General features: G+C 71.3%; 15 protein-coding genes and 1 pseudogene. 3 read left to right on the top strand and 13 right to left on the bottom strand.

What is annotated here, in order from left to right; genetic code table 11:
- Positions 1-3: 3 nt before the first annotated feature.
- The 8 genes and pseudogenes from ACG83_RS36445 to ACG83_RS36410 all read right to left on the bottom strand — a co-directional run bounded on the left by ACG83_RS36445 (position 4) and on the right by ACG83_RS36410 (position 10,426).
- On the bottom strand, positions 4-1,542 hold the full coding sequence (locus ACG83_RS36445; protein WP_054570799.1) for a rhamnulokinase family protein: 1,539 nt from the start codon (positions 1,540-1,542) through the stop codon (positions 4-6).
- Positions 1,539-3,581 carry a bifunctional rhamnulose-1-phosphate aldolase/short-chain dehydrogenase gene (locus tag ACG83_RS36440; RefSeq protein WP_054570798.1) on the bottom strand — a complete coding sequence of 681 codons (2,043 nt, stop codon included), beginning with the start codon at positions 3,579-3,581 and terminating at the stop codon, positions 1,539-1,541. The genes ACG83_RS36445 and ACG83_RS36440 overlap by 4 nt, the downstream gene beginning before the upstream one ends.
- Before the next feature lie 133 nt (positions 3,582-3,714).
- A complete protein-coding gene (rhaI, locus tag ACG83_RS36435; RefSeq protein WP_152991617.1) occupies positions 3,715-4,875 on the bottom strand; it encodes an L-rhamnose isomerase in 1,161 nt (386 codons plus the stop codon).
- Positions 4,876-4,973: 98 nt separating this feature from the next.
- Positions 4,974-5,291, bottom strand: a pseudogene (locus tag ACG83_RS36430) (L-rhamnose mutarotase); the annotation flags it as partial.
- Between the two features lie 118 nt (positions 5,292-5,409).
- Positions 5,410-6,555 (bottom strand): rhamnose ABC transporter substrate-binding protein, encoded by a 1,146-nt coding sequence (gene rhaS / locus ACG83_RS36425; RefSeq protein ID WP_235498409.1) that lies wholly within the window; start codon positions 6,553-6,555, stop codon positions 5,410-5,412.
- Positions 6,556-6,667: 112 nt separating this feature from the next.
- Positions 6,668-7,804: an ABC transporter permease gene (locus tag ACG83_RS36420; RefSeq protein WP_200931438.1), complete on the bottom strand. Its 1,137-nt coding sequence runs from the start codon at positions 7,802-7,804 to the stop codon at positions 6,668-6,670.
- Positions 7,794-8,825 carry an ABC transporter permease gene (locus ACG83_RS36415; RefSeq protein WP_054570987.1) on the bottom strand — a complete coding sequence of 344 codons (1,032 nt, stop codon included), beginning with the start codon at positions 8,823-8,825 and terminating at the stop codon, positions 7,794-7,796. Before ACG83_RS36415 ends, ACG83_RS36420 begins: the two co-directional genes overlap by 11 nt.
- 5 nt (positions 8,826-8,830) lie before the next feature.
- Complete coding sequence (locus ACG83_RS36410) at positions 8,831-10,426, bottom strand: sugar ABC transporter ATP-binding protein (protein WP_054570795.1); 1,596 nt, start codon at positions 10,424-10,426, stop codon at positions 8,831-8,833.
- Between the two features lie 224 nt (positions 10,427-10,650).
- On the opposite strand from ACG83_RS36410, the gene ACG83_RS36405 reads away from it, so the two are divergent.
- On the top strand, positions 10,651-11,781 hold the full coding sequence (locus tag ACG83_RS36405; protein ID WP_054570794.1) for a LacI family DNA-binding transcriptional regulator: 1,131 nt from the start codon (positions 10,651-10,653) through the stop codon (positions 11,779-11,781).
- 72 nt (positions 11,782-11,853) lie between these two features.
- Here the strand turns inward: ACG83_RS36405 and ACG83_RS36400 are convergent, their stop codons facing one another.
- The 3 genes from ACG83_RS36400 to ACG83_RS36390 are packed head-to-tail and all read right to left on the bottom strand — an operon-like array spanning position 11,854 to position 17,034.
- Entirely contained in the window at positions 11,854-12,891 is a 1,038-nt protein-coding gene (locus ACG83_RS36400; protein ID WP_054570793.1) for a 1-acyl-sn-glycerol-3-phosphate acyltransferase, read from the bottom strand.
- A complete protein-coding gene (locus tag ACG83_RS36395) occupies positions 12,888-13,823 on the bottom strand; it encodes a patatin-like phospholipase family protein (protein ID WP_054570792.1) in 936 nt (311 codons plus the stop codon). Before ACG83_RS36395 ends, ACG83_RS36400 begins: the two co-directional genes overlap by 4 nt.
- Before the next feature lie 58 nt (positions 13,824-13,881).
- Positions 13,882-17,034 carry an EAL domain-containing protein gene (locus ACG83_RS36390; RefSeq protein WP_054570791.1) on the bottom strand — a complete coding sequence of 1,051 codons (3,153 nt, stop codon included), beginning with the start codon at positions 17,032-17,034 and terminating at the stop codon, positions 13,882-13,884.
- Positions 17,035-17,368: 334 nt separating this feature from the next.
- Between ACG83_RS36390 and ACG83_RS36385 the strand changes: the two genes are divergently transcribed.
- Entirely contained in the window at positions 17,369-18,955 is a 1,587-nt protein-coding gene (locus ACG83_RS36385; RefSeq protein ID WP_161934835.1) for a GGDEF domain-containing protein, read from the top strand.
- A gap of 321 nt (positions 18,956-19,276) precedes the next feature.
- Positions 19,277-20,362: a lipocalin family protein gene (locus tag ACG83_RS36380; protein ID WP_063793317.1), complete on the top strand. Its 1,086-nt coding sequence runs from the start codon at positions 19,277-19,279 to the stop codon at positions 20,360-20,362.
- Positions 20,363-20,451: 89 nt separating this feature from the next.
- Here the strand turns inward: ACG83_RS36380 and dtd are convergent, their stop codons facing one another.
- Together dtd and ACG83_RS36370 are read right to left on the bottom strand one after the other, a co-directional pair.
- Complete coding sequence (dtd, locus tag ACG83_RS36375; protein WP_054570788.1) at positions 20,452-20,883, bottom strand: D-aminoacyl-tRNA deacylase; 432 nt, start codon at positions 20,881-20,883, stop codon at positions 20,452-20,454.
- Between the two features lie 5 nt (positions 20,884-20,888).
- Positions 20,889-21,083, bottom strand: coding sequence for a hypothetical protein (locus tag ACG83_RS36370; RefSeq protein WP_235498408.1), 195 nt, complete (start codon positions 21,081-21,083; stop codon positions 20,889-20,891).
- Positions 21,084-21,094 lie beyond the last annotated feature (11 nt).

Raw genomic sequence — 21,094 nt, 5'->3', positions numbered from 1 at the left:
GGCTCAGTCTCCTCCCGGCCGGACCAGCACGGGGGCGGCGGCCGGCGCCGGGCGAGACCGCGCCGGGACGTACCGCGCCGGGTGGGTGGTCCGGCGCACTAGGGCGCGCAGCGCGTCCAGGCTGACGTCGCCGCCCCGCCCGCCGGGGCTGCTCAGCGCGCCGTGGGCCCGGGCCTGCACGAGGATGTTGCCGATCGCGGTGGCCTCGGCCGGGCCGGCGAGCACCGGGCGGCCGAGCGCGTCGGCGGTGAGCTGGCACAACAGCGCGTTGCGCGAGCCGCCGCCGACGATGTGCACGACGTCGACCCGGCGCCCGGACAGCGTCTCGGCGGTGTCGATGGTCCGCGCGTACGCGGCGGCGAGGCTGTCGAGCACGCAGCGGACGATCTCCGCCGGCGCCGCCGGCTCCCGCTGCCCGCTGGCCCTGGCCGCGGCGGCGACGCGGGCCGGCATGTCGCCCGGCGGGAGGAACTGTGGGTCGTCCGGGTCGATGACCGGCCCGCCGGATGCCAGCGCGCCGGCCTGGCCGAGCAGGTCGGCGAGCAGCGCCGGTCGCTGGTCCGCGCGGGGGGCCCACTGGCGTAGGCATTCCTGCAGCATCCACAGGCCCATCACGTTGTGCAGGTAGCGGATGCGGCCGTCGACGCCGGCCTCGTTGGTGAACCCGGCGCGGCGGCTCGCGGTGGTCAGCACCGGCGCGTCGAGCTCGACGCCGACCAGTGACCAGGTGCCGCAGGAGATGTAGGCCCAGTTCTCGCCCTCGGCGGGCACGCCGACGACCGCCGAGGCGGTGTCATGTGAGCCCACCGCGGTGACGGCGGTCGATGTCGGCAGGCCGGTCTGCTCGGCGATCCCCGGGCGTAGCCCGCCGATGACCGTGCCCGGGGTGACAAGTGGTGCGAGCAGGCCAGGCTCGATACCGGCCAGTCGGGCGAGGGGGGCGGACCAGGTCTGGTCACGGACGTCGAGCAGGCCGGTGGTGGACGCGTTGGTCAGCTCGGCGACCTGGGCACCGGTCAGCCAGTACCCGAACAGGTCCGGCACGAGCAGCAGCCGGGCGGCTCCGGCCAGGGCCGCCGAGGTGCGGGGGCCGGGTTTCCCGGCACCGACCCCCGCACCGGCCTCGGCGGCGAGCTGGTAAAGCGTGGTGAAGGGCAGGAACTGCAGCCCGTTGGCGCGGTACAGCTCGTCGGGATCGCTGGCGGCGTGCACCGCGGCGATGACCGCCGGGCTCGTCCGGGCGTCCCGGTAGTGGTAGGGAAGACCGAGCAGCCGCCCGGCCGGGTCAAGCAGACCGTAGTCCACCGCCCAGGAGTCGATGGCGACGGAGCGGGGAACATCACCCTCCGCCGCGACCGCACGCAGGCCCTCGACCACCTCTGAGTACAGGTGGCCGAGGTCCCAGTGCAGTCCGTCCGGCAGCGCCAGCGGCGTGTTCGGGAAGCGGTGTGCCTCGGTCAGGTCAAGCCGGTCGGGGCGCACCCGGGCGGTGAGCACCCGGCCGCCCGACGCGCCGATGTCGACCGCTGCGACGAGTGTCAACGGAGGAACGCGGCGGCGACGCCGGCGTCGACGGGGATGTGCAGGCCGGTGGTCTGGGCGAGGTCGCCGCCGGTGAGGGCGAAGACGGCCGCCGCGACGTGGTCCGGCAGGACCTCCCGCTTGAGCAGGGTGCGCTGGGCGTAGAAGGCACCGAGCTCCTCCTCGGGCACCCCGTAGACGGCGGCCCGCTTCGCGCCCCAGCCGCCGGCGAAGATGCCGGAGCCGCGGACGACTCCGTCCGGGTTGACGCCGTTGACCCGGATGCCGTGCTCGCCCAGCTCGGCGGCCAGCAGCCGCACCTGGTGGGCCTGGTCGGCCTTGGCGGAGCTGTAGGCGATGTTGTTCGGCCCGGCGAACACGCTGTTCTTGCTGGCGATGTAGACGATGTCGCCGCCGATGCCCTGGGCGATCAGGGTGCGGGCGGCGCGCTGGGAGACCAGGAAGGAGCCGCGGGCCATCACGTCGTGCTGCAGGTCCCAGTCGGTGACGGTCGTCTCCAGCAGCGGCTTCGAGATCGACAGGCCGGCGTTGTTCACCACGATGTCGACACCGCCGAAGGCCAGGGCGGCGGCGGCGAAGGCCTCGTCGATCTGGTCGGGGCTGGTCACATCGGCGGTCACCCACACCGCCCGGTCGGAGGTGCCGATCTCGGCGGCGACCTTCTCGGCGGCGCTGCCGTCACGGTCCGCGACGACCACGCAGGCGCCCTCGGCGGCCAGCCGGTGCGCGATCGCCCGGCCGATGCCCGAGCCGCCGCCGGTGACGAACGCGACCCGGGTGGCCAGCGGGCGCGGCTTCGGCCGCCGGGCCAGCTTCGCCTCCTCCAGCGACCAGTACTCGATGCGGAACTTCTCGGCCTCGTCGATGGGCGCGTAGGTGGAGACGGCCTCCGCGCCGCGCATCACGTTGATCGCGTTGACGTAGAACTCGCCGGCGACCCGGGCCGTCTGCGCGTCGGCACCGAAGGAGAACATGCCGATGCCGGGGACGAGCACGATCGCCGGGTCGGCACCGCGCATCGCCGGGCTGTCGCCGGTGGCGTGCCGCTCGTAGTAGGCGCGGTAGTCCTCCCGGTAGGCGGTGTGCAGCTCCCCCAGCCGGGCGATGACGGTGTCGAGCGGGGCGTCGGGCGCGGTGTCGAGCACCAGCGGGCGAACCTTGGTGCGCAGGAAGTGGTCCGGGCAGGAGGTGCCCAGGGCCGCCAGGGCCGGGTGGCGGTCGTGGGCGAGGAAGTCCAGCACGACGTCGGTGTCGGTGAAGCGGCCGATCTGGTGGCGGTCGGTGCTGGCCAGGCCGCGGATCACCGGGGCGAGCTCGGCGGCGCGGCGGCGGCGCTCGGCCGGTGCCAGCGGGGCGTTGGCGGGCACCGGCGCGCCGAACGGCGCCGCCTTGCCTCGCTCGGCGATGAAGCGGGTCGCCGTCTCGATGATCTTCAGCGAGTTCGCCTCACAGGTCTCTGAGGTCGGCCCCCACGCCGTGATGCCGTGCCCGCCGAGGATCGCGCCGATCGCCTGCGGGTTGTCCCGGGCGATCGCCGAGATGTCGAGGCCGAGCTGGAAGCCCGGGCGGCGCCAGGGCACCCAGACCACCCGGTCACCGAAGCACTCGCGGGTGAGGCGTTCGCCGTCGGCGGCCGTGGCCAGCGCGATTCCGGCGTCCGGGTGCAGGTGGTCGACGTGCGCGGCCTCGACGAGCCCGTGCATGGCGGTGTCGATCGACGGTGCGGCGCCGCCCCGCCCGTGCAGGCAGAAGTCGAACGCGGCGACCATCTCGTCCTCGTGCTCCTCGCCCGGGTAGACGTCCACCAGGGCACGCAGCCGGTCGAGGCGCAGGACGGCGAGGCCGTCCTCGACGAGGGTGCCGAGGTCTCCCCCGGAGCCCTTCACCCACATCAGCTCGACGGGGCCGCCGGTGACCGGGTCGGTCGCGGCCCCCTTCGCGGAGGTGTTCCCGCCGGCGTAGTTGGTGTTCCGGGGGTCGGAGCCGAGCCGGTTCGACCGTTCCAGCAGGTCGGCGACCACGTCGGCGTGCTCACTCATGATCTTCGGGTTCCCTCCGCCAGGCGGCGGCTGGGCGGGTGACCCGCCGCCGCACCACCAGAATATGAAACGTTTCAGGAGCGCTTTCAGTCAAGCGCCTGCGATCGGTTTCCTTGGGTCAGATCAGATCAGGTCAGGCGTTCCAGCCGGCCTGCTGGCCGCCCACCCGCTCGGCGACGACACGCTCGCCGTAACCGGACCGCCGGTAGGCGCCGACCGGGTCGGGGTCCAGGCCGTCCTCCGTGCGCAGCTCGGCGAGCAGCGGGCGGACGTCGGTGTTGTAGGCGTCCATCAGCACCGCGTTCGCGCCGAGCACGTCGCCCTCCAGCTGGGCGGCGCGCAGCGCGTCCCGATCCACCAGAAGCGCCTTGGCGGTTGCTTCCTGGACGTTCAGAACAGAGCGGATCACCGCCGGGATCTTCGCCTCGATGTTATGACACTGGTCGAGCATGAAAGCGATGCCGCTCGACAGGGAATCAGCCCGGACGATCTCGTACATGATGCGGAAGAGCTGGAACGGGTCCGCCGCGCCGGCCATCAGGTCGTCGTCGGCGTAGAAGCGGGAGTTGAAGTCGAACGCGCCAAGCCGACCGGCCCGCAGCAGGAAGGCGACGATGAACTCGATGTTCGTGCCCGGCGCGTGGTGGCCGGTGTCGATGCAGACCGTGGCGCGCGGGCCGAGCTCCACACAGTGTGCGTACGAGGTTCCCCAGTCGGGGACGTCGGTCGCGTAGAAGGCCGGTTCGAACAGCTTGTACTCCAGCAGCATCCGCTGGTGCGGGCCAAGCCGGTCGTACACCTCGCGCAGCGCCTCGGCGAGCCGGTCCTGCCGGTCACGCAGGTCGTCCTGGCCGGGGTAGTTGATGCCGTCGGAGAACCACAGCTTCAGGTCCCGGGAGCCGGTGGCGTCCATGATGTCGACGCAGTCGAGCAGGTGCCGCACCGCCTTGCGCCGAACCCGGGGATCCGGGTTGGTGACGCTGCCGAGCTTGTAGTCGTCGTCCTGGAAGACGTTCGAGTTGATCGCCCCGATACGCACACCCTGGTCGTGCGTGTATTTCGCCAGCTCGGTGAAGTCGTCCACCCGGTCCCAGGGAATGTGCAGGGCGACGCTGGGAGCGGAGCCGGTGAACCGGTGCACCTGAGCGGCGTCGGCGATCTTCTCCTGGGGCGTCCGCGGCACACCGGCCTGGGCGAAGACCTTGAACCTCGTCCCGGAGTTCCCGTACGCCCAGGACGGCGTCTCGATCTCCAGTGACCGCAGCGCGGCCCTCACATTCGCCGGGTTCGGCATGGTCAGCACTTTCCTTGCGTCAGGGATATCAGGCGGGCGGTCGAGTCGGGAGCATCAAAGGTTTCAGGGGCTTCGGGCGTGTCCAGGGGGTTGGTGGAGTCGAGGTGAAAGACCTCCGGAACAAGCTGCATCGCCTCGTCGGGCATATCCGTGCCGAGCTCGACGAAGAAATCAGCCATCTCGGCCTGCCAGCGGGCGTTGACCTCGCTCGCCGCCATCCGGGCCCGGGCCAGGGCCAGATCGTCCGTCTCGACATAGCCGATGAGCAGGCCGTCCGGGCGGAGGAAAAGTGAGTAGTTGTGCCATCCGGCGGCGCTCAGTGCCGCGCGCATCTCGGGCCAGACGGCGCTGTGCCGGCGCGTGTATTCGGCCGTCCGTTCTGGTTTCACCTGCAGGCAGAAGCAGTAGCGACGCACTGGCGCAGCCTCCTTGGACGATCCGGGTTCCGCCGGGCCGAGCGGGCGGGCGGCCGAGCGGCCGGGCGGCGGCAGGGGCCGGCTCACCGGCCCGGCGGAACCTGGGGCTCGGCGTGCCTCAGAAGTCGAAGTCGCCGATGTTGGTCGAATCGAAGATCGTCGGCAGGCCGAGCACGATCTCGCCCTTCGCGCCGATCGTGTACTTGCCGAGCCGACCAGCTTGGAACGTTTCACCTTCGGCGCCGGTGATCTGGCCGGACGCGAGCGCGACGCCGGCGTACGCGGCGAGGTAGCCGATGTCAGCCGGGTTCCACAGCGCGAACTGCTTGACCGTGCCGTCGTTGACGTACTGGCGCATCTGGTTCGGCGTGCCGAGACCGGTGATCACGACCTTGTCCTTGTAGGACGACGTGCTCACATAACGCGCCGCGGCGGCGATACCGACGGTCGTCGGCGACACGATCGCCTTGAGGTTCGGGTACGACTGCAGCAGGCCCTGGGTCTGCTGGAACGAGGTCTGGTCGTCGTCGTTGCCGTAGGCGATCTTCACGAGCTTGATCTTGCTGTTCTCCGGCTTGGCCAGCTCGGTCTTCATCACGTCGATCCAGGCGTTCTGGTTCGTCGCGTTCGGCGTGGCGGAGAGCACCGCGATCTCGCCCTCGCCGCCGATCTGCTCGCTGGTCATCTTCACCAGGGTCTGGCCGATGCCCTCGGCGGTCGCCTGGTTGATGAAGACGTCCCGGCAGTCGGCCGAGGCGTCGGAGTCGAACGCCACGATCTTGATGCCGCTGTCGCGGGCCTGCTTCAGCGACGGGCAGACCGCGTTCGGGTCGTTCGCCGCGATCGCGATGACGTCCTGCTGCTGCTGGATCAGGGTGTTGATGTAGCTGACCTGCGACGACGCGGAGGCGTCGTTCGGGCCGACCAGCTTGTACTCGCCCTTGAGCTCGCCCAGGGCCTCCTTGCCGCCACCGGTCTCGATATCCGAGTACGGGTTGTTGAGCTGCTTGGGCAGGAAGGCCATCCGGACGTCCGACTTCAGCTCGGCGTTCGGGTTGGCGGTCGCGGCGCTGCCACCGGCTGAGGTGGCCTCGCTGTCGTCTTTCGACGTGCCGCCACAGGCGGTTAACGCAACGGCCACCACGGCCACCGCCGCGCTCAGGACCACCGCCCGTGACCTGCGGACACCGCTGACGCCGCTGGCCGACGTCCGGCGACGCGACCGGAACCGGGACGACTCCGGTGACATGGATTCCTCTGACATGAGCTGTTGTCCCTTTTTCTCAGTGAGGGAGCCGCTGACTGCGGACTCCGGGAGATCTGCGGCTCGCTCGGGCTGTCGGGGAGCCACTCGGGCCACCGGGGAGCCGCTCGGGCTACCGGGGAGCGGCGGCCAGGGGCGGGCTACCCGTTGGGTGGCTGTGCCGGCGCCGGAACCGGTCGGTGCCGGTGCGGACGGCCTGGGTCACGTTGGGCAGCAGGACGGAGGCGACGAGCAGCGCGCCGACGACGATGTTGAGGGCCTCGTTGGAGACGTCCGACAGGCGCAGTGCGTTCTGGAGCGAGGCGAGCAGGACCACCCCGCCCAGCACACCCGGCAGCGTTCCGCGCCCGCCGAAGATGGAGACCCCGCCGAGCAGGACCGCCGCGACGACCGCCAGCTCCAGCCCCGAGCCGTTGTCGGCCCGTGCGCTGGAGTAGCGCAGCGTCCACAGCACACCGGCGAGGCCGGCGACCGCGCCGGTGGCGACGTACAGCCAGAACTTCAGCATCGGGATGCGGACGCCGGCGAACCGGGCTGCCTGCTCCCCCGCACCGGCGGCGAACGTCCAGCGGCCGATCGGGGTCGCGTGCAGGAGCACGCCGAAGACCACAGCAAGTGCCACGATGATGATCGCGACGTTGGGTATCGACGTGCCGTCGATGGTCCCGGTGACCCACGAGGTGTAGCTCGACGGGAAGTCCGCGACCGCGGTGTCACCGAGCACCACGAACGCGAGGCCCCGGTAGAGGGCGAGCGTGCCGATGGTGACGGCCAGCGACGGCAGCCCGAGCGCGGTGACGAACAGGCCGTTCACCGCCCCGAGCGCCGCGCCCAGCAGCACGCACAGCGGGATGATCGTCTCGATGGTCAGGCACTGGTTCCACAGGTAGCCCATCACCGCGCTGCTCAGGCCGAGCACGCTGGCCACCGACAGGTCGATCTCCCCGGTGGCGATGACGAAGGTCATGGGCAGTGCGATCAGCACGATCGGCAGCAGGTCGAGGACCAGGAAGGTGAAGTTCCGCGACGACCCGAAGTTGTCGACGAACACCGAGGCGAGCACGATGACGAGCGCCGCGAGCGCGATCACCGCCACGTCCCAGCTGGCGAGCCGGGCGAGCACCGCCGCCACCGGACGCACCGGGCCGCCCGGACGCACCGCACGTTCCGCACGTTCCGGCGCGCCGGGCCGCCCGGGCGCGGAGGCGCCAGCGGACACAGGCACGTCGGCGGACACGTCAGCGGACATTCGAGCCCTCCTTCTTCAGCGCCGCCGCGACCCGCAGGGCGATCAGCCGGTCGATCCCGATGGCGAGCAGGATCAGCGCCCCGACGATGGCCTGCTGCCAGAACTGGTTGATGTTGAGGACGGCGAGCGCGCTGCTGATCGTGGTCAACAGGAGCGCGCCCAGCGCGGCGCCCCAGACGGTGCCGACGCCACCGGCGACGGCGACACCGCCGACGACCGCCGCGGCCACCACGTTCAGCTCGTAACCGTTGCCGGCGGAGGCGTCGATCGTGCCGAACCGGGCGGCGAACAGGACTCCGGCGAGCCCGGCCAGGGTGCCGCTGACGACGAAGGCGCCGAGCAGCCGCCGGCCGACCGGGATGCCGGCCAGCCGTGCCCCCGGCGGCGAGGAGCCCATCGCGTAGAGCTGCCGGCCGACCGGGTAGTTCCGCAGGACCACACCGACGACCACCATCACGATCAGCGCGATGACGACGAGGTACGGCACACCGAGCAGGCTCGCCGTCCCCAGCTTCAGGAACCCGCCGGGAAGCTCGTCGGCGTAGATCTGCTCGCCGTCGGCCCACAGATAGGCGACACCGCGGAACATGTACAGCGTGCCGAGGGTGACGACCAGCGCCGGAACGTTGCCGAACCGGACGAGCAGCCCGTTGACGACGCCGCAGCAGGCGCCGACCGCCATCCCGAGCAGGAGCGCGAGCACGACCGGCAGCCCGGGATGGTCGGAGAGCACCGTCCCGGCCGCGTAGGCGGACAGGCCCAGGATGGACCCGACCGACAGGTCGACGCTTCGGGTGATCATGACCACCGTCTGGCCGACGGCGAGCACGGCCACGATCGCCGCGCCGAGCAGGATGTCCCGGATGCTCTGGGAGTGCACGAACGCCGGGCGCACCCCGGCCGTCACCGCGACCAGCACGGCGAGCGCGAAGACAATGCTGATCTCCCGGGCGGTCAGCACCCTGCGCAGCGCCGACCGCCGGGCGGCGGTCCGCCCGATCCGCGGATGAATGTCCTGCATGGTGGTCACCGCGAAACCTCCAGCTCCGGTGCCGGTCCCGATGTCGCCGTCGCTGCCGTCGCTGCCGTCGCTGCCGATGCCGCTGTGGCCGCCGGCTGCAGCCCCTGGCCGACCGCGGCGAACATCACCGACTCCTCGGTGGCCTCGTCCCGGTCGAGCTCCCGTACCAGGCGGCCCTCGCGCATGACCAGCACCCGGTCGGCCAGGCTGAGCACCTCGGGCAGTTCGGAGGAGACCACAACGACGGCCACACCGTCGGTGGCAAGCCCGGTGATCAACCGGTGGACCTCGGCCTTGGTCCCGACGTCGATACCGCGGGTGGGCTCGTCGATGATCAGCACCCGGGGCATCGTCGCGAGCCACTTGGCGAGCACGACCTTCTGCTGGTTGCCGCCGGAGAGCGTCGACACCGCGTCACTGAGCCGGTGGTACTTGGTCTGCAGCCGGGTGGTCCACTCCTCGGCGGAACGCCGCTCGGCGCCGCCGAGCAGCAGGCCCACCCGGGCGAGCGAGCCGGCCCGCGGCAGGGTGACGTTGCGCTGGATGGATGCGTCCATGACCAGCCCCTGCAGGCGGCGGTCCTCCGGGACGAGCGCGAGCCCGGCGGCCATCGCGGCCCGCGGCGAGTTCGGCCGCAGCCGCTGACCGCCCACCCGGACGGTGCCGCGATCGCGGCGGTCGACGCCGAAGACGGCCTGCACCACCTCGGACCGGCCCGAACCGACCAGCCCGGCGAGCGCCACGATCTCCCCCGACCGGACGGTGAACGACACGTCCTCGAAGACACCGTCCCGGCCGAGCCCCTCCACCTGCAGCATGACCTCGCCGGGGGCGGCGGTCCGCTGTGGCTGCAGGGCCGACAGGTCGCGGCCGACCATGCGCCGCACGATCTCGTCGACGTCGAGGTCGGCCATCAGATCGGTGGAGACGTGCCGGCCGTCGCGCATCACCGTCACCCGTGCGCACAGCGCGGTGATCTCCTCGAAGCGGTGCGAGATGAAGACGATGGCCGTCCCCTGCTCCAGCAGTGACCGGGCGACGGCGAACAGCCGCTCGACCTCGACGCTGGTCAGCGCGGCGGTCGGCTCGTCCATCACCAGCACCCGGGTGTCCATCGACAACGCCTTGGCGATCTCGACGATCTGCTGGTCGGCGATCGAGAGCCCGCGCGCCGGCCGGGCCGGGTCGATCTCGACGCCGAGGCGGGCGAACAGGTCGGCGGCGGTGCGCGCGGCCCGGTGGCGGTCGATCATCCCGAAGCGGCCGCGCGGCGGACGGGTCATGGCGATGTTCTCGGCGACCGAGAGGTCCGGGAACAGCGTCGGCTCCTGGTAGATGACCGCGATCCCGGCGGCCCGCGCGTCGGCCGGTGACCGCAGGTCGAGCGGCTGCCCGGCCAGGTCGATCGAACCGGTGTCGGGGCGGTGCACGCCCGCGAGCATCTTGACGATCGTCGACTTGCCGGCCCCGTTCTCACCGACCAGGGCGTGCGCCTCGCCGGCGTAGACCGGGATGGACACGTCGCGGACAGCCGCGACCGCGCCGAACGACTTGCTGACGTTGTGGACGTGCAGCAACGGACCCGTCGAGTCGGGAGGCATCTTTCCCCCGGTTAGTGAAAGGTTTCAAAGCGGTTGCTGCAAGCTAGCTGTAGTGCTAGATCTGTGTCAAGCGTCATACAAGGTCGGTTAGCTGGTAGCTTTGTGGTGCTTATAGCAATCTGTCGTTTACCTTCCGTGGCATCGTCCGGCCTCCGACGGCGGAGCGATGGACTTGGGACGGTTCACGCCGACTGGTATGTTTTGCACGTTTCAAGGAGGATGTCGTGGCGGACGAAGAGCCGACGCCGGTTGACCCGGCGGCCCCGGCGCGCCCCGCCGCACGGCGGGCCCCCGGCGTCAAGGACGTCGCGGCGGCCGCGGAGGTCTCGCTCGGCACCGTCTCCAACGTCCTGAACCGGCCGCAGCTGGTCAGCCCGCGAACGCGGCAGAAGGTCGAGCAGGCCATGGCCGACCTCGGCTTCGTCCGCAACGAGTCCGCCCGGCAGCTGCGCGCCGGCCACAGCCGCAGCCTGGCCTACGTGATGCTCGACGCGGCGAACCCGTTCTTCACCGACGTCGCCACCGGCATCGAGGAGGTCGCCGCGGCGGCCGACCTGGTGGTCTTCCTCTGCAACAGCGGCGAGGATGCCGGCCGCGAGGCGCGCCACCTCGATCATCTGCAGCAGCACCGCGTGCACGGCATCCTGATCACTCCGGTGAACGCGGCCGACGAACGGCTGAGCCGCCTCCAGGAGCAGGGCACCCCGGTGGTCCTCGTGGACCGCACCGCCGGGGCCTTCCACGGCTGTTCGGTCTTCGTGGACGACGTCCTCGGCGGCGAGCTCGCCGTGGCCCATCTGATCGAGCACGGCCACGAGCGGATCGCCTTCGTCGGCGGGCCGGGCACGCTCAGCCAGGTGCGCCAACGCCGCGCCGGCGCACTGCGCGCGCTGGAGAACGCGGGCCTGCCGCCCGACCGCCTGATCGACCTGTCCACCAGCGCGCTCACCGTCGCCGAAGGCCGCGGCGCGGCCGAGCGGCTGGCCGGGCTGCCGGCGCAGCGCCGGCCCACCGCCGCCTTCTGCGCGAACGACCTCGTCGCGCTCGGCCTGCTCCAGATGTGCGTCCGGCTCGGCATCGCGGTGCCCGACGACTGCGCCATCGTCGGGTACGACGACATCGACTTCGCCGCCGCGGCGACGGTTCCGCTGACCTCGGTACGCCAGCCGCGCCGGCTGCTCGGCTCCACCGCCGCCGAGCTGCTGCTCGACGAGGCGAACAACCCTCGGCATCAGCACCAGCAGGTGCAGTTCACCCCGGAACTGGTCGCCCGCGCGTCAACACTCGGTTATCCGGCGCAGCCGCGCACGAGCGCGAGCACGAGCACGAAGAATCCCGACGCCCTGGCAGTCTGAGCCGCGACGCGCGTCCGGTATGGCACCGGCCGGGGCGGCGTCAGGCCAGGGCGGCGTCAGGCCAGGGCGGCGTCAGGCCGGGGACTGCTGCGGGTGCGGGACGGATGGGCAGGTGGGCCGGTGGGCGTCGATCCAGGCGTCCACCACGGCCCACTGCAGGGTGAGCCAGTCCGTCCGTTCCGCACGGGCGGTCGGCAGCCTGCCGGCCGGGAACCACCACCAGCGCATCGTCATGGGTGTCGCCAGGGGCAGGGCCCGCCAGAGAAGCCCCGGGCTGACCAGACCGTCCAGGCCTGTGTGGGCGACCACCACCGTCCCGGCAACGGTGCCCGGGTCCAGCGCGGCGAGCACTCCGGCCGAGCGCGGCGGGAGCACATGGGTGAGGTTCTCCGCCACCTCGGCCCGCACGCTCTGCCCGCGCCGGCGCAGGCCCGCGATCACGCGGCGGCGACGCCGGACGGTGAAGTTCGCCCCCTCAGGGAAGATCACCAGGGCATCACCGGCGGTCAGCCCGCCCGCCAGGGTGTTGATCCGGGCCACCGCGGTGGCGTCGGCGCCGTCGGCCCCGGCCCGCAGGAAACAGGCGCCGAGCCGGCCGAGCAGGATGTCTATCCCCGGATCGAGCTGGAGCGTGCCGAGCAGGACGACTCGCGGCGTGCGCCGGTAACGGTTGGCGACCAGATCGATGAGCGCGAACGAGTCGCCGGCGCCGGCATGCCTGCTGGCGACCAGCACGGGTCGACCGGCGCAGTCGAACGACCCCGCGGGCGGCTCCTGCACCGCCAGCCGGAACCGCATCAGCCGGCCCGCGGCCGCCATGAGAAACGCCAGCGTCGCACGCAGCAACGCGAGATTGGCCTGCTCCCACCGCGTGCGCAGCAGCGGACGAACCAGCCATAACCCGAATCCGATGATGATCACGACCATCTCGGCGACCAGGTAGACCGCGGCGAGCGCGGCGGCCCGGCTCAGCCGCAGCCGCCGGTCCAGCGGCACGCCGGCCAGGCCCAGCACCGTGACGGCGGCACCGAGCATTGCTCCCACGACGGCGAACAGGACGAACAGGGGGTCGATGAGAAGGCGGCGCACAGCACGCGGCGGCACCCTCACCTCGCGCTCACCTCGCGCTCTTCGCGTTCACCTCGCGCCGGCTCGGCGGCAGCCTGGGGCCGGCCGACCGGCGCGGGCCGTTCGAGGTAGGCGGCGGTGGCCTCGCGGGCCCGTTCGATCCGGCGACGGACACCGGAAGCCGACCGGTAGCGCAGTCCGAGCAGCGGTGCCCCGTTCCCGTCACCGACCGGCAGGACGTGCACCGTCACCCCCGCCGGCAGATTGGCCATCGCATCGGCGAAGCCGCGGCGCCGGGCGATCTCGAAGGCGACCAGCCCCGCCTCCCACGGCCAACGGCCTGGCCGCAGTGGCCGCTCGATCCTTCCGACGTGCAGCACGTACACCGTGCGTGCGCCGAGCGACACCGCCCGGCCCACCGGCGTGCTGTCGATCAGACCCCCGTCGACGTAGTGCTCGTCATCGATCCGCACCGGCGGCAGCAGCGCGGGCACGGCGCAGGAGGCCAGTACCGCATCGACCAGCGGCCCGGCACCGAACCAGTGCGCCGCCGCCCGTTCGATGCTCGCGGCCACGCATTGGAAGCGCACCGGCAGCTCCTCGAACGTGGCGGGTAGCTGCTGGCGCAGCAGCAGCCGCAGCGGGGCGTTCGAGTGCAGGTAGCCATGCTGGACGACCGTGGCCAGACGCTTCGCCGGACCGCCCGCGAAGATTTCCGAGCTGCCCAGGTCCGACCACAGCTCGGTCAGTCGATCGAGCGCGCCGACCGTCGGGTCGGCGGCGACCGCGGCGCCGTTGATGGCACCGACCGACGTCCCGACGAGCAGATCGGGCCGGCATCCGGCCTCCAGCAGCGCCCGGAGCATGCCGACCTCCGCGGCGCCGAGCATCCCGCCGCCGCCGAGCACGAAGGCGACCGGGCCCGCTGCGGCCGCCGACGGACCCGCTGCGGCCGCGGGCAGAATGGTCGTCACCGAACGCTGCTACCCAGGCGATCGCACGGCGAATCCAGAAACCACTTCGGGCCAGGCGTCACGCTCCCCTGCCGTAGCGGTCCCGCTGTGGCGCCGGACGGCACGCCATCCACCGCAGCCGCGCGAGGGTGCAGCGGGCCGGGGTGGCGAACATGGTCACCGCCCGCATGACGGACGGCTCCACGGCGCGGATCGGCTGCGTCCACCGGACGGTGACGAAACCGAGCAGGCCGCCTTCGTCCGGCATGGGAATCACCATCGCGGAGCCGATCTTCAGCCGATCCACCCGCTCGTTCGGGATAAGGGGGGTACCCGCGGGATCCGGGACGAACAGCGGGGCCCGCAGCTGCGACAGCGCGCGCAGCGCCGCCTCGTCGTCGGGCGTGGCCCGGGCCCCCACCTTCGTCATCGGCTCGGTCCCCGGTGCGACCGACCAGCCGGCCGCCTCGAACACGGTCGCGCCCGGAATCTTCGCCATCATCACTCCGACCGCGTCCGCGCCGACGAGGGCACGGATGACGTCGGCTATCAGGGTGGCCGCGGCGGGCAGGTCGTCGGGATGCCAGAACTGGTCGAGGCGTTCCAGCCCGCTCGCGGCCTGCTCGCCCATCATCCGGTCCCGGCGCGCCTCGCACAGCCGCATCGTCTGGGCGGCGAGGTTGCCCAGCGCATGCCGCTGGCCGGGGGCCAGCTGGCGAGGCATCCGGTCGGCGACGCACAGCGCACCCAGCACATGCCCGTCGGATGTCCGTAGCGGCGCCGCGGCGAAGAAGCGCACCGGAGCGGTCGGATCGGATTCGACCAGGTGCGCGAAACGCACATCTCGTGCCGCGTCGGCGATCTCCAGGTATTCGCCGGACGAGACCGCATGGGCCACCACACCCGACCGGCCGGGAATGCTGGAGATCTGCCGGCCATGACTCGATTTGAACCACTCCCGGTCGGCGTCGACGAACACCACATGGGCGTTGGCGCAGTCCGCGATCTGGGCGGCGAGCACGACCACCTCGTCGAACTCGGGCTCCGCGGGCGTGTCCAGGATGTGATAGCGCCGCAGCGCCGCCAGCCGGGAGTCCTCATCGCCCGGGACGGGCGCGGGGAGACCACCCAGTGCCCAGCGGTCCTGGAGGCGCGGTGTGACGCCGCGGGCCGCCGCGTGTTCGTCACCGGTATCCGTCCTGGCTGCCGAGGTGGCCCGGGCTGGCTTCCCGTTCGGCGAGACCTGCCCGTTCCGGGAGGCCTGCCCGTTCCGGGAGGCCGGCCCGTTCCAGGAGGTCTGCCCGTTCCGGGGGGTCTGCGCGGTCGGGCATGCCCGCCGGTCTGGGCTGTCCGGCCCAGGCCCCGCGGCCGGAGCCGAACGACTGCCGGCGGCGAGCAGTGGGGTCAGCTCCCGCGCAGGCAACGGCACCGACACCGCGTAGCCCTGCAGGACGTCACAGCCGAGCTCGGTGAGGATCCGCTCGCTCGACTCGTCCTCGATGCCCTCGCCGACCACGCGCAGGCCGAGGCGGTGCCCCAGGTCGACCACCGACCGCACGATCGCCATGTCCGGGAGGCTGCCCTGGGCGTCCACGACGAAGCTTCGGTCGATCTTGATCTCGTCGAAGGTCAGCGCCTTGAGGATCTCCATGGAGTTGTAGCCGGTCCCGAAATCGTCCATCGACAGCTTCACGCCGGAGACCCGCAGCTCGCTGAGCATCGCGGCGGCCCGGGCCGGCTGGGAGACCAGCGCGTTCTCGGTGATCTCAAGCGTGAGCACGTCCGGGGGGAGGTCGTAGGCAGCCAGCCGCCCGGCGACCACCTTCGGGAGCGCGTCGACGACCAGTAGCCGGGGCGACAGGTTCGCCGAGACGGCCACCGGTATCCCCTCCGCCCGCCAGCGCGCGCACTGGTGCAACGCCTCATCGAGCTCCCACCAGGTCAGCTCGACGATCAGCGAGGAACGTTCGGCCATCGGCAGGAACGATCCGGGCGGAAGCAGCCCACGGGACGGATGGCGCCAGCGCATCAGCGCCTCGACCCCGACGATCTGCCCGGTCGCCGCCTGCGCCATCGGCTGGTAGAAGAGCTCCAGCTCGCCCTGGTCGATCGCGGAACGCAGCTCGGCGTGCAGCGCGAGCTCCCAGGGCCGCACCGCGGCCATCCCGGTCGTCCACACCCCGACCCGTTCGCCGCTGCGCCTGGCGTCGGCGAGCGCGGCGTCCGCGCACGACAGCAGCTCGATGACCCGCTTCCCGCAGGCGGGCGCCGACGTGAGACCCGCCGTCGCCTCCACCTCGACATCCACACCGCCGATCCGCAACCGGCCGTCGAGTTGCCGCAGGACGTCCCGGCCGAGGTCGGCGAGCGCCGGATCGGCTGTCTCCGGCCCGGGTGACGCCCAGCCGGCCCCGGCCGCCCCGGGCGGAGCCGGCTCACCGGGCAGCAGCAGTGCGAACTTGTCCCCGCCCAGCCGGGCGGTGAGCAGCGGCGGTGGCCTGACCAGGCGGAGCCAGCGGCCGAACGTCCGCAGGACGTCGTCACCCGCCTCGTAGCCGAACGCGGTGTTGATCTCCTTGAAGTGGTCGAGGTCGACGACCATCAGCACGGTCTGGCATCCCGCCGCCGATCTCCCGGCGATGAGCGGATCAGCCGCCTGGATCAGCCCGGGGCGGCTCGCCAGCGCCGTCAGGGAGTCGGTGAAGGTGCGGGTGCGCCCCCACCGGAAGGACCCGTGGGCCAGCGGTCCGGCGGCCAGCACCCCCAGGACACTGCCGACCGCGGCGAGCGGGTACTCCGTGAGACGCCCTTGCACGCTGAAAACACCCAGAACGAGGGCCGTCATGACGATGCTCTGCGCCATGACGACACCGAGCCGGTTCCACGCGAGCCCGGCCTGGCCGCCCGCCCATGGGAACCAGAACAGCAGGGTGATGGCCAGCTCGTCGGATCCCGCCATGGCCAGCATGACCGCCACCACGGAGGTCATCCCGACGCACGAGGCCAGGGTCAGCCGCCGGAGCCACCACGCCGGCGCGACGCACGTCGCGGCCACGGTGACTGCCCCGAGGCTGGCCGCCGCCAGGGCGCCGGGTCGCAGGTAGTTCGGGGAGCCGGGCATGACCGCCAGCAACAGCAGGAAGATCGACCCGATCAGCGGCGGACCGACGAAGAAGGCGCGATCGCCGGCGGCCCTGTCAGGAACCGCGCCGTGAGTCCACAGCCAAGCCACACACCTCCTCTACCCGGCACCGGCCTGGTAGAGCACGCCACCCCGCACCCCTTCAACAACCCGTACCGACGCCATTCGAACACGAAGCGCGATCGTCAGACCTGCGCGCTTTCTCCGGACCGGGCATCGTGGGAGGCCAGGTATCGAAGGAGGCAAGCCCTTGGAAGACGGGGGCATCACGACCCGATCAGACCGAACACCGCGGATGGGCGACTCGCGCAGAGCCGGCTCGAACAGAGCCGATTCACACAGAGCTGACGCCGCGGGAGGTGCGAGTGCCGTCGCCGGCACTCAGGTCCGGCCGGTCGCCGAGCGGACCTTCCGTGTTCTGTTTGTGCCGGTCCTGACGTTGCTCGCGCTGTCGGTCGCGGGCCAGCTGGCGCTGTCCGGCCAGCCTCGTCTGATCGCGCAGGCGGCCACCATCCTCCCCTGCAGCGTGCTGACGACGTCCTTGGCGATCATCGGAATCGTGCGCACCCGGGGGGTGGACCGGCGCTGGCGGCTGCTCGTCGCGGCCGGCCCGCTGTCCTCGATTCCCGCCGCCGTCGAGTGGACGATCCAGTACTCCTCCGGCAATCCGATGACGCTCAAGTTCACGCCGATCGAAGCCCTGTTCCTGCTCGCCCCGATTCTCACGACCGTCGGCCTGATCTGCATGCCGGCGGCGCCGGTGGCCGACGGCCGGCCGACCCGGGCACCTCCACAGCACGCCACCCGCTGGACCCCGCGCTACTCCCACACGATCATCACCCTGGACAGTCTCCTGATCGTCCTGTCGATGCTCCTGATCGCCTGGTACGCCCAGCTGCGGGACCTCACCCGCACGGTGGTCAGCGGGACGTCGTTCGTCATCGCCGTCGCCTTCGTCCTCACCGCGGCGATGATGCTGGTCGTCCTGATCCTGGTGGCCGCGTTCCGCCAGCCGCACAACGGCCGCGCGCTCGCCCTGCTCGCCGGCGGCATCATCGCGACCGCGGTCTCCGAGACGGCGCTGGTCCGGCTCAGCCTGCCCGGCGAGGTCGACGTGCGGGCAACCGTGCAGCAGTGGATCGGTGCCGCTGCCGGCCCGCTCCTGGTCGCCTTCGCCATGATCGCCCCCGAGCGGGCGCCCGCGCAGCCCCCGCTGCGGGGCAGTGGGACAGCGCCGACCAGTCGCCGCCGCCGGCGACCCGAGATCCGCCCCTGGCTGCACGCCTACCTGCCCTACCTGCCGCTCAGCCTCGCCGCCTCCCTCGTACTGGCGACGGCTCTGCGCGACGGTGCGCTACGCGACCTCCCGCTGTATCTGGCGATCGGACTCGCCGCGCTGGTCAGCCTCCGGCAGATCGTCAGCGTCACCGAGAACCGCCGGCTCGTCGCCGACGTGAAGCTGGCGCACCATCGCCTCCAGTACCAGGCGGACCACGACGGACTGACCGGGCTCGCCAACCGCGCCCTGTTCACCCGGGAACTCGAACACGCGGTCGCCACCCATCAGGACCACGGCCGGCCGGTGGTCGTCCTCTTCTGCGACATCGACCATTTCAAGACCGTCAACGACACCCACGGCCACCACGCCGGCGACCAGCTCCTGCGTACGGTCGCGGCCCGGCTGCACACCGCCGTGCGCCAGGACGACCTCGCCGCCCGCCTCGGCGGTGACGAGTTCGCCGTCCTGCTCGCCGACTCCGGCCCCGACCCCGACACCAGCCCGCGCGTCGCCGGCGAGCAGTGCGCACGGCGCATCAAGGCGGCCATGGCCAAACCGGTGGCACTCTCGGGCCACACCGCGCAGATCCAGATCAGCATCGGCCTCGCCCTGGCCGACGGCCAGCCCACCAGCGCCGAACATATCCTGCATCAGGCTGACACCGCGATGTACCACTCGAAGCGCCGTCGCAAGGAGAAGAACGGAAGCTCCCGGTCGGTGCACCCTGGTTAGGGACGTCCCGGTCGCATCCCCTCGGCACGCCCTCCGCAGGTACGCCCTCGCCGGGCGCCGCCTTCACCTCCGCGGGCGCACGTGGACATCCACGTAGTTCTACGGATGCGGGTCATCGGCCTTCTCATCGAAGCTGACCGGGAATCCAGGAGATCTTAAGGAATAGCCAAGCCTCGCTGCCGGCCCAGGCTCTTCCCTCAGGTCGACGGATGCGCAGAGTCGTCGCACAGCCGCGCGTCTCTACCACCAGCCAGCGCTTTGGGAGGCAAGTTGATGAAAATCAGCGGATTATGGTCGGGCCGCCGTCGAGGTAGGCGCCTGATGGTCACCATCGGCGCGATGTGCACCCCGCTTCTGCTCCTCGTGGCTGCCCCCTCCGCATCCGCCACCATGGCGCCGGTATCGCTGCCGATCGACGAGGCCGCGCACCCTGACACCACCATGGAGTGGTGGTACTTCACCGGCCACCTCCAGGGCACCGACGTCTTCGGAAAGAAGCACGAGTACGGGTTCGAGGTCACCCACATCCGCCTCGACGCGCTCGCGACCGAGCCGGTGGCAGCCGCCTACAACGGGCACCTCGCGATCAGCGACATCACCCGTGGCACGTTCACGCAGAACATGTCAATGGTGGGCCTGCAGCCGGACGTCGTGCCCAGCGGCGGCGGTTTCAACAACACCGTCGGCACGACGCACATGGACGGCAAGAACGGTGTGAACCACCTCTTCGCCGGCTTCTCGGACCTCAGCTACTCGTCGATCAACCTCACGCTGACGCAGTCCACCCCGACCGCGTTGCACGGTGACGCCGGGGTGATTCCCTACGGCCCGTTCGGCGAGTCGGCGTATTACTCGCAGACCAACCTGAAGGTCAAGGGGACGCTGTGGGACCACGGCGTGCTGGTAAACGTGACAGGTATCGCCTGGCAGGACCACCAGTGGGGCGACTTCGCCCCCGGCACCGGCGGCTGGGACTGGTTCGCCATCCAGCTCTCGAACAACACGCAGTACATGCTGTACTTCATCAAGGACGAGAACGAGCAGATCGTCGAGACGGTCGGCACCCTCGTCAAGGCCGACGGCAGCACCGTCAAGCTCAACCCGACCCAGGTCAGTGAGACCCCGTTGGGCACCTGGACCAGCCCACACACGGGGTACACCTACGACTCGAAGTGGACCGTCACCGTACCCGGCGGAACGCTGACCATCACGCCCAAGCTTCTTGACCAGGAGCTGTCGATCTCGGGCCTGTCGAACGGGTCGTACTGGGAAGGCGCCTCCAGCGTCACCGGCACCATCAACGGCCAGGCCGTCACCGGCCAGTCGTACGTGGAGCTGACGCCGACCTACACCATGTTCCAGCGCGGCTTCGTCTTCGATCTGATCAGGGACGCGCTCGGCCTGTAGTCGCCGAGCAGCCGGGGCGGGGACACGAACCAGGCCGGACCGACCGTCACGGTCCGGCCGTCACGGACCCCCGCCCCGGCACATCGCGCTCATGTGCCGTCGACATCGAGAATGATCGTCTGCGGGCCGACGTTCACGCTTTCGACCAGCATGTGGGCGCGGAAACGACCCGTCTCGACCCGGGCGCCCAAGGCGCGCAGCCTCTCGACGACGGCCATGACCAACGGCTCGGCGATCTGCGCCGGCGCGGCGTCCTGCCAGCCTGGACGCCGGCCGCGGCTGGTGTCCGCGTAGAGAGTGAACTGGCTGACGACCAGTACGGGCGCGTCGATCTGCGCGGCCGACCGTCCGCCATCCAGAATCCGCAGATTGTGGATTCTGCTCGCGAGCTTCTCGGCGGTTGCCGTGGCATCGGTGTGGGTGACGCCAACCAGAACCAGCAGGCCGTTCTCCACCGAGCCGACGACATCTCCGTCGACGGTGACCGACGCGCGGCTGACCGTCTGCACCACCGCCCGCATGACCTTCAGTCTGACATGTCCGCACCGAGGACCTCGTTGGCGAAACGAGTGTTGGCGGACAGCCCTTCGAACGGCGGGCTCGCGGCATCCTCGGTGGCCAGCAGATCGGGCTGATCCCCGAAGCGCAGCGGCGACACCGGATCGGTCGGCTCGGCGCCGGCCCCGACCGCGGCCAGTGCACCACCAGGCGCTCTTCCCACCGGGCCACGCG

The sequence above is a fragment of the Frankia sp. R43 genome (assembly GCF_001306465.1).
GTDB classification, from domain to species: domain Bacteria; phylum Actinomycetota; class Actinomycetes; order Frankiales; family Frankiaceae; genus Parafrankia; species Parafrankia irregularis.
Note: the sequence above shows the minus strand (reverse complement) of the source record. Positions and strands in the feature narration are given on the sequence as shown.

Bases quoted from the DNA above. Each gene is read 5' to 3' on its own strand.
- ACG83_RS36440 (WP_054570798.1), bottom strand. From the start codon at position 3,581: ATGAGTGAGCACGCCGACGTGGTCGCCGACCTGCTGGAACGGTCGAAC.
- rhaI (WP_152991617.1), bottom strand. From the start codon at position 4,875: ATGCCGAACCCGGCGAATGTGAGGGCCGCGCTGCGGTCACTGGAGATC.
- rhaS (WP_235498409.1), bottom strand. From the start codon at position 6,555: ATGTCAGAGGAATCCATGTCACCGGAGTCGTCCCGGTTCCGGTCGCGT.
- ACG83_RS36420 (WP_200931438.1), bottom strand. From the start codon at position 7,804: ATGTCCGCTGACGTGTCCGCCGACGTGCCTGTGTCCGCTGGCGCCTCC.
- ACG83_RS36415 (WP_054570987.1), bottom strand. From the start codon at position 8,825: ATGCAGGACATTCATCCGCGGATCGGGCGGACCGCCGCCCGGCGGTCG.
- ACG83_RS36410 (WP_054570795.1), bottom strand. From the start codon at position 10,426: ATGCCTCCCGACTCGACGGGTCCGTTGCTGCACGTCCACAACGTCAGC.
- ACG83_RS36380 (WP_063793317.1), top strand. From the start codon at position 19,277: ATGGTCACCATCGGCGCGATGTGCACCCCGCTTCTGCTCCTCGTGGCT.
- dtd (WP_054570788.1), bottom strand. From the start codon at position 20,883: ATGCGGGCGGTGGTGCAGACGGTCAGCCGCGCGTCGGTCACCGTCGAC.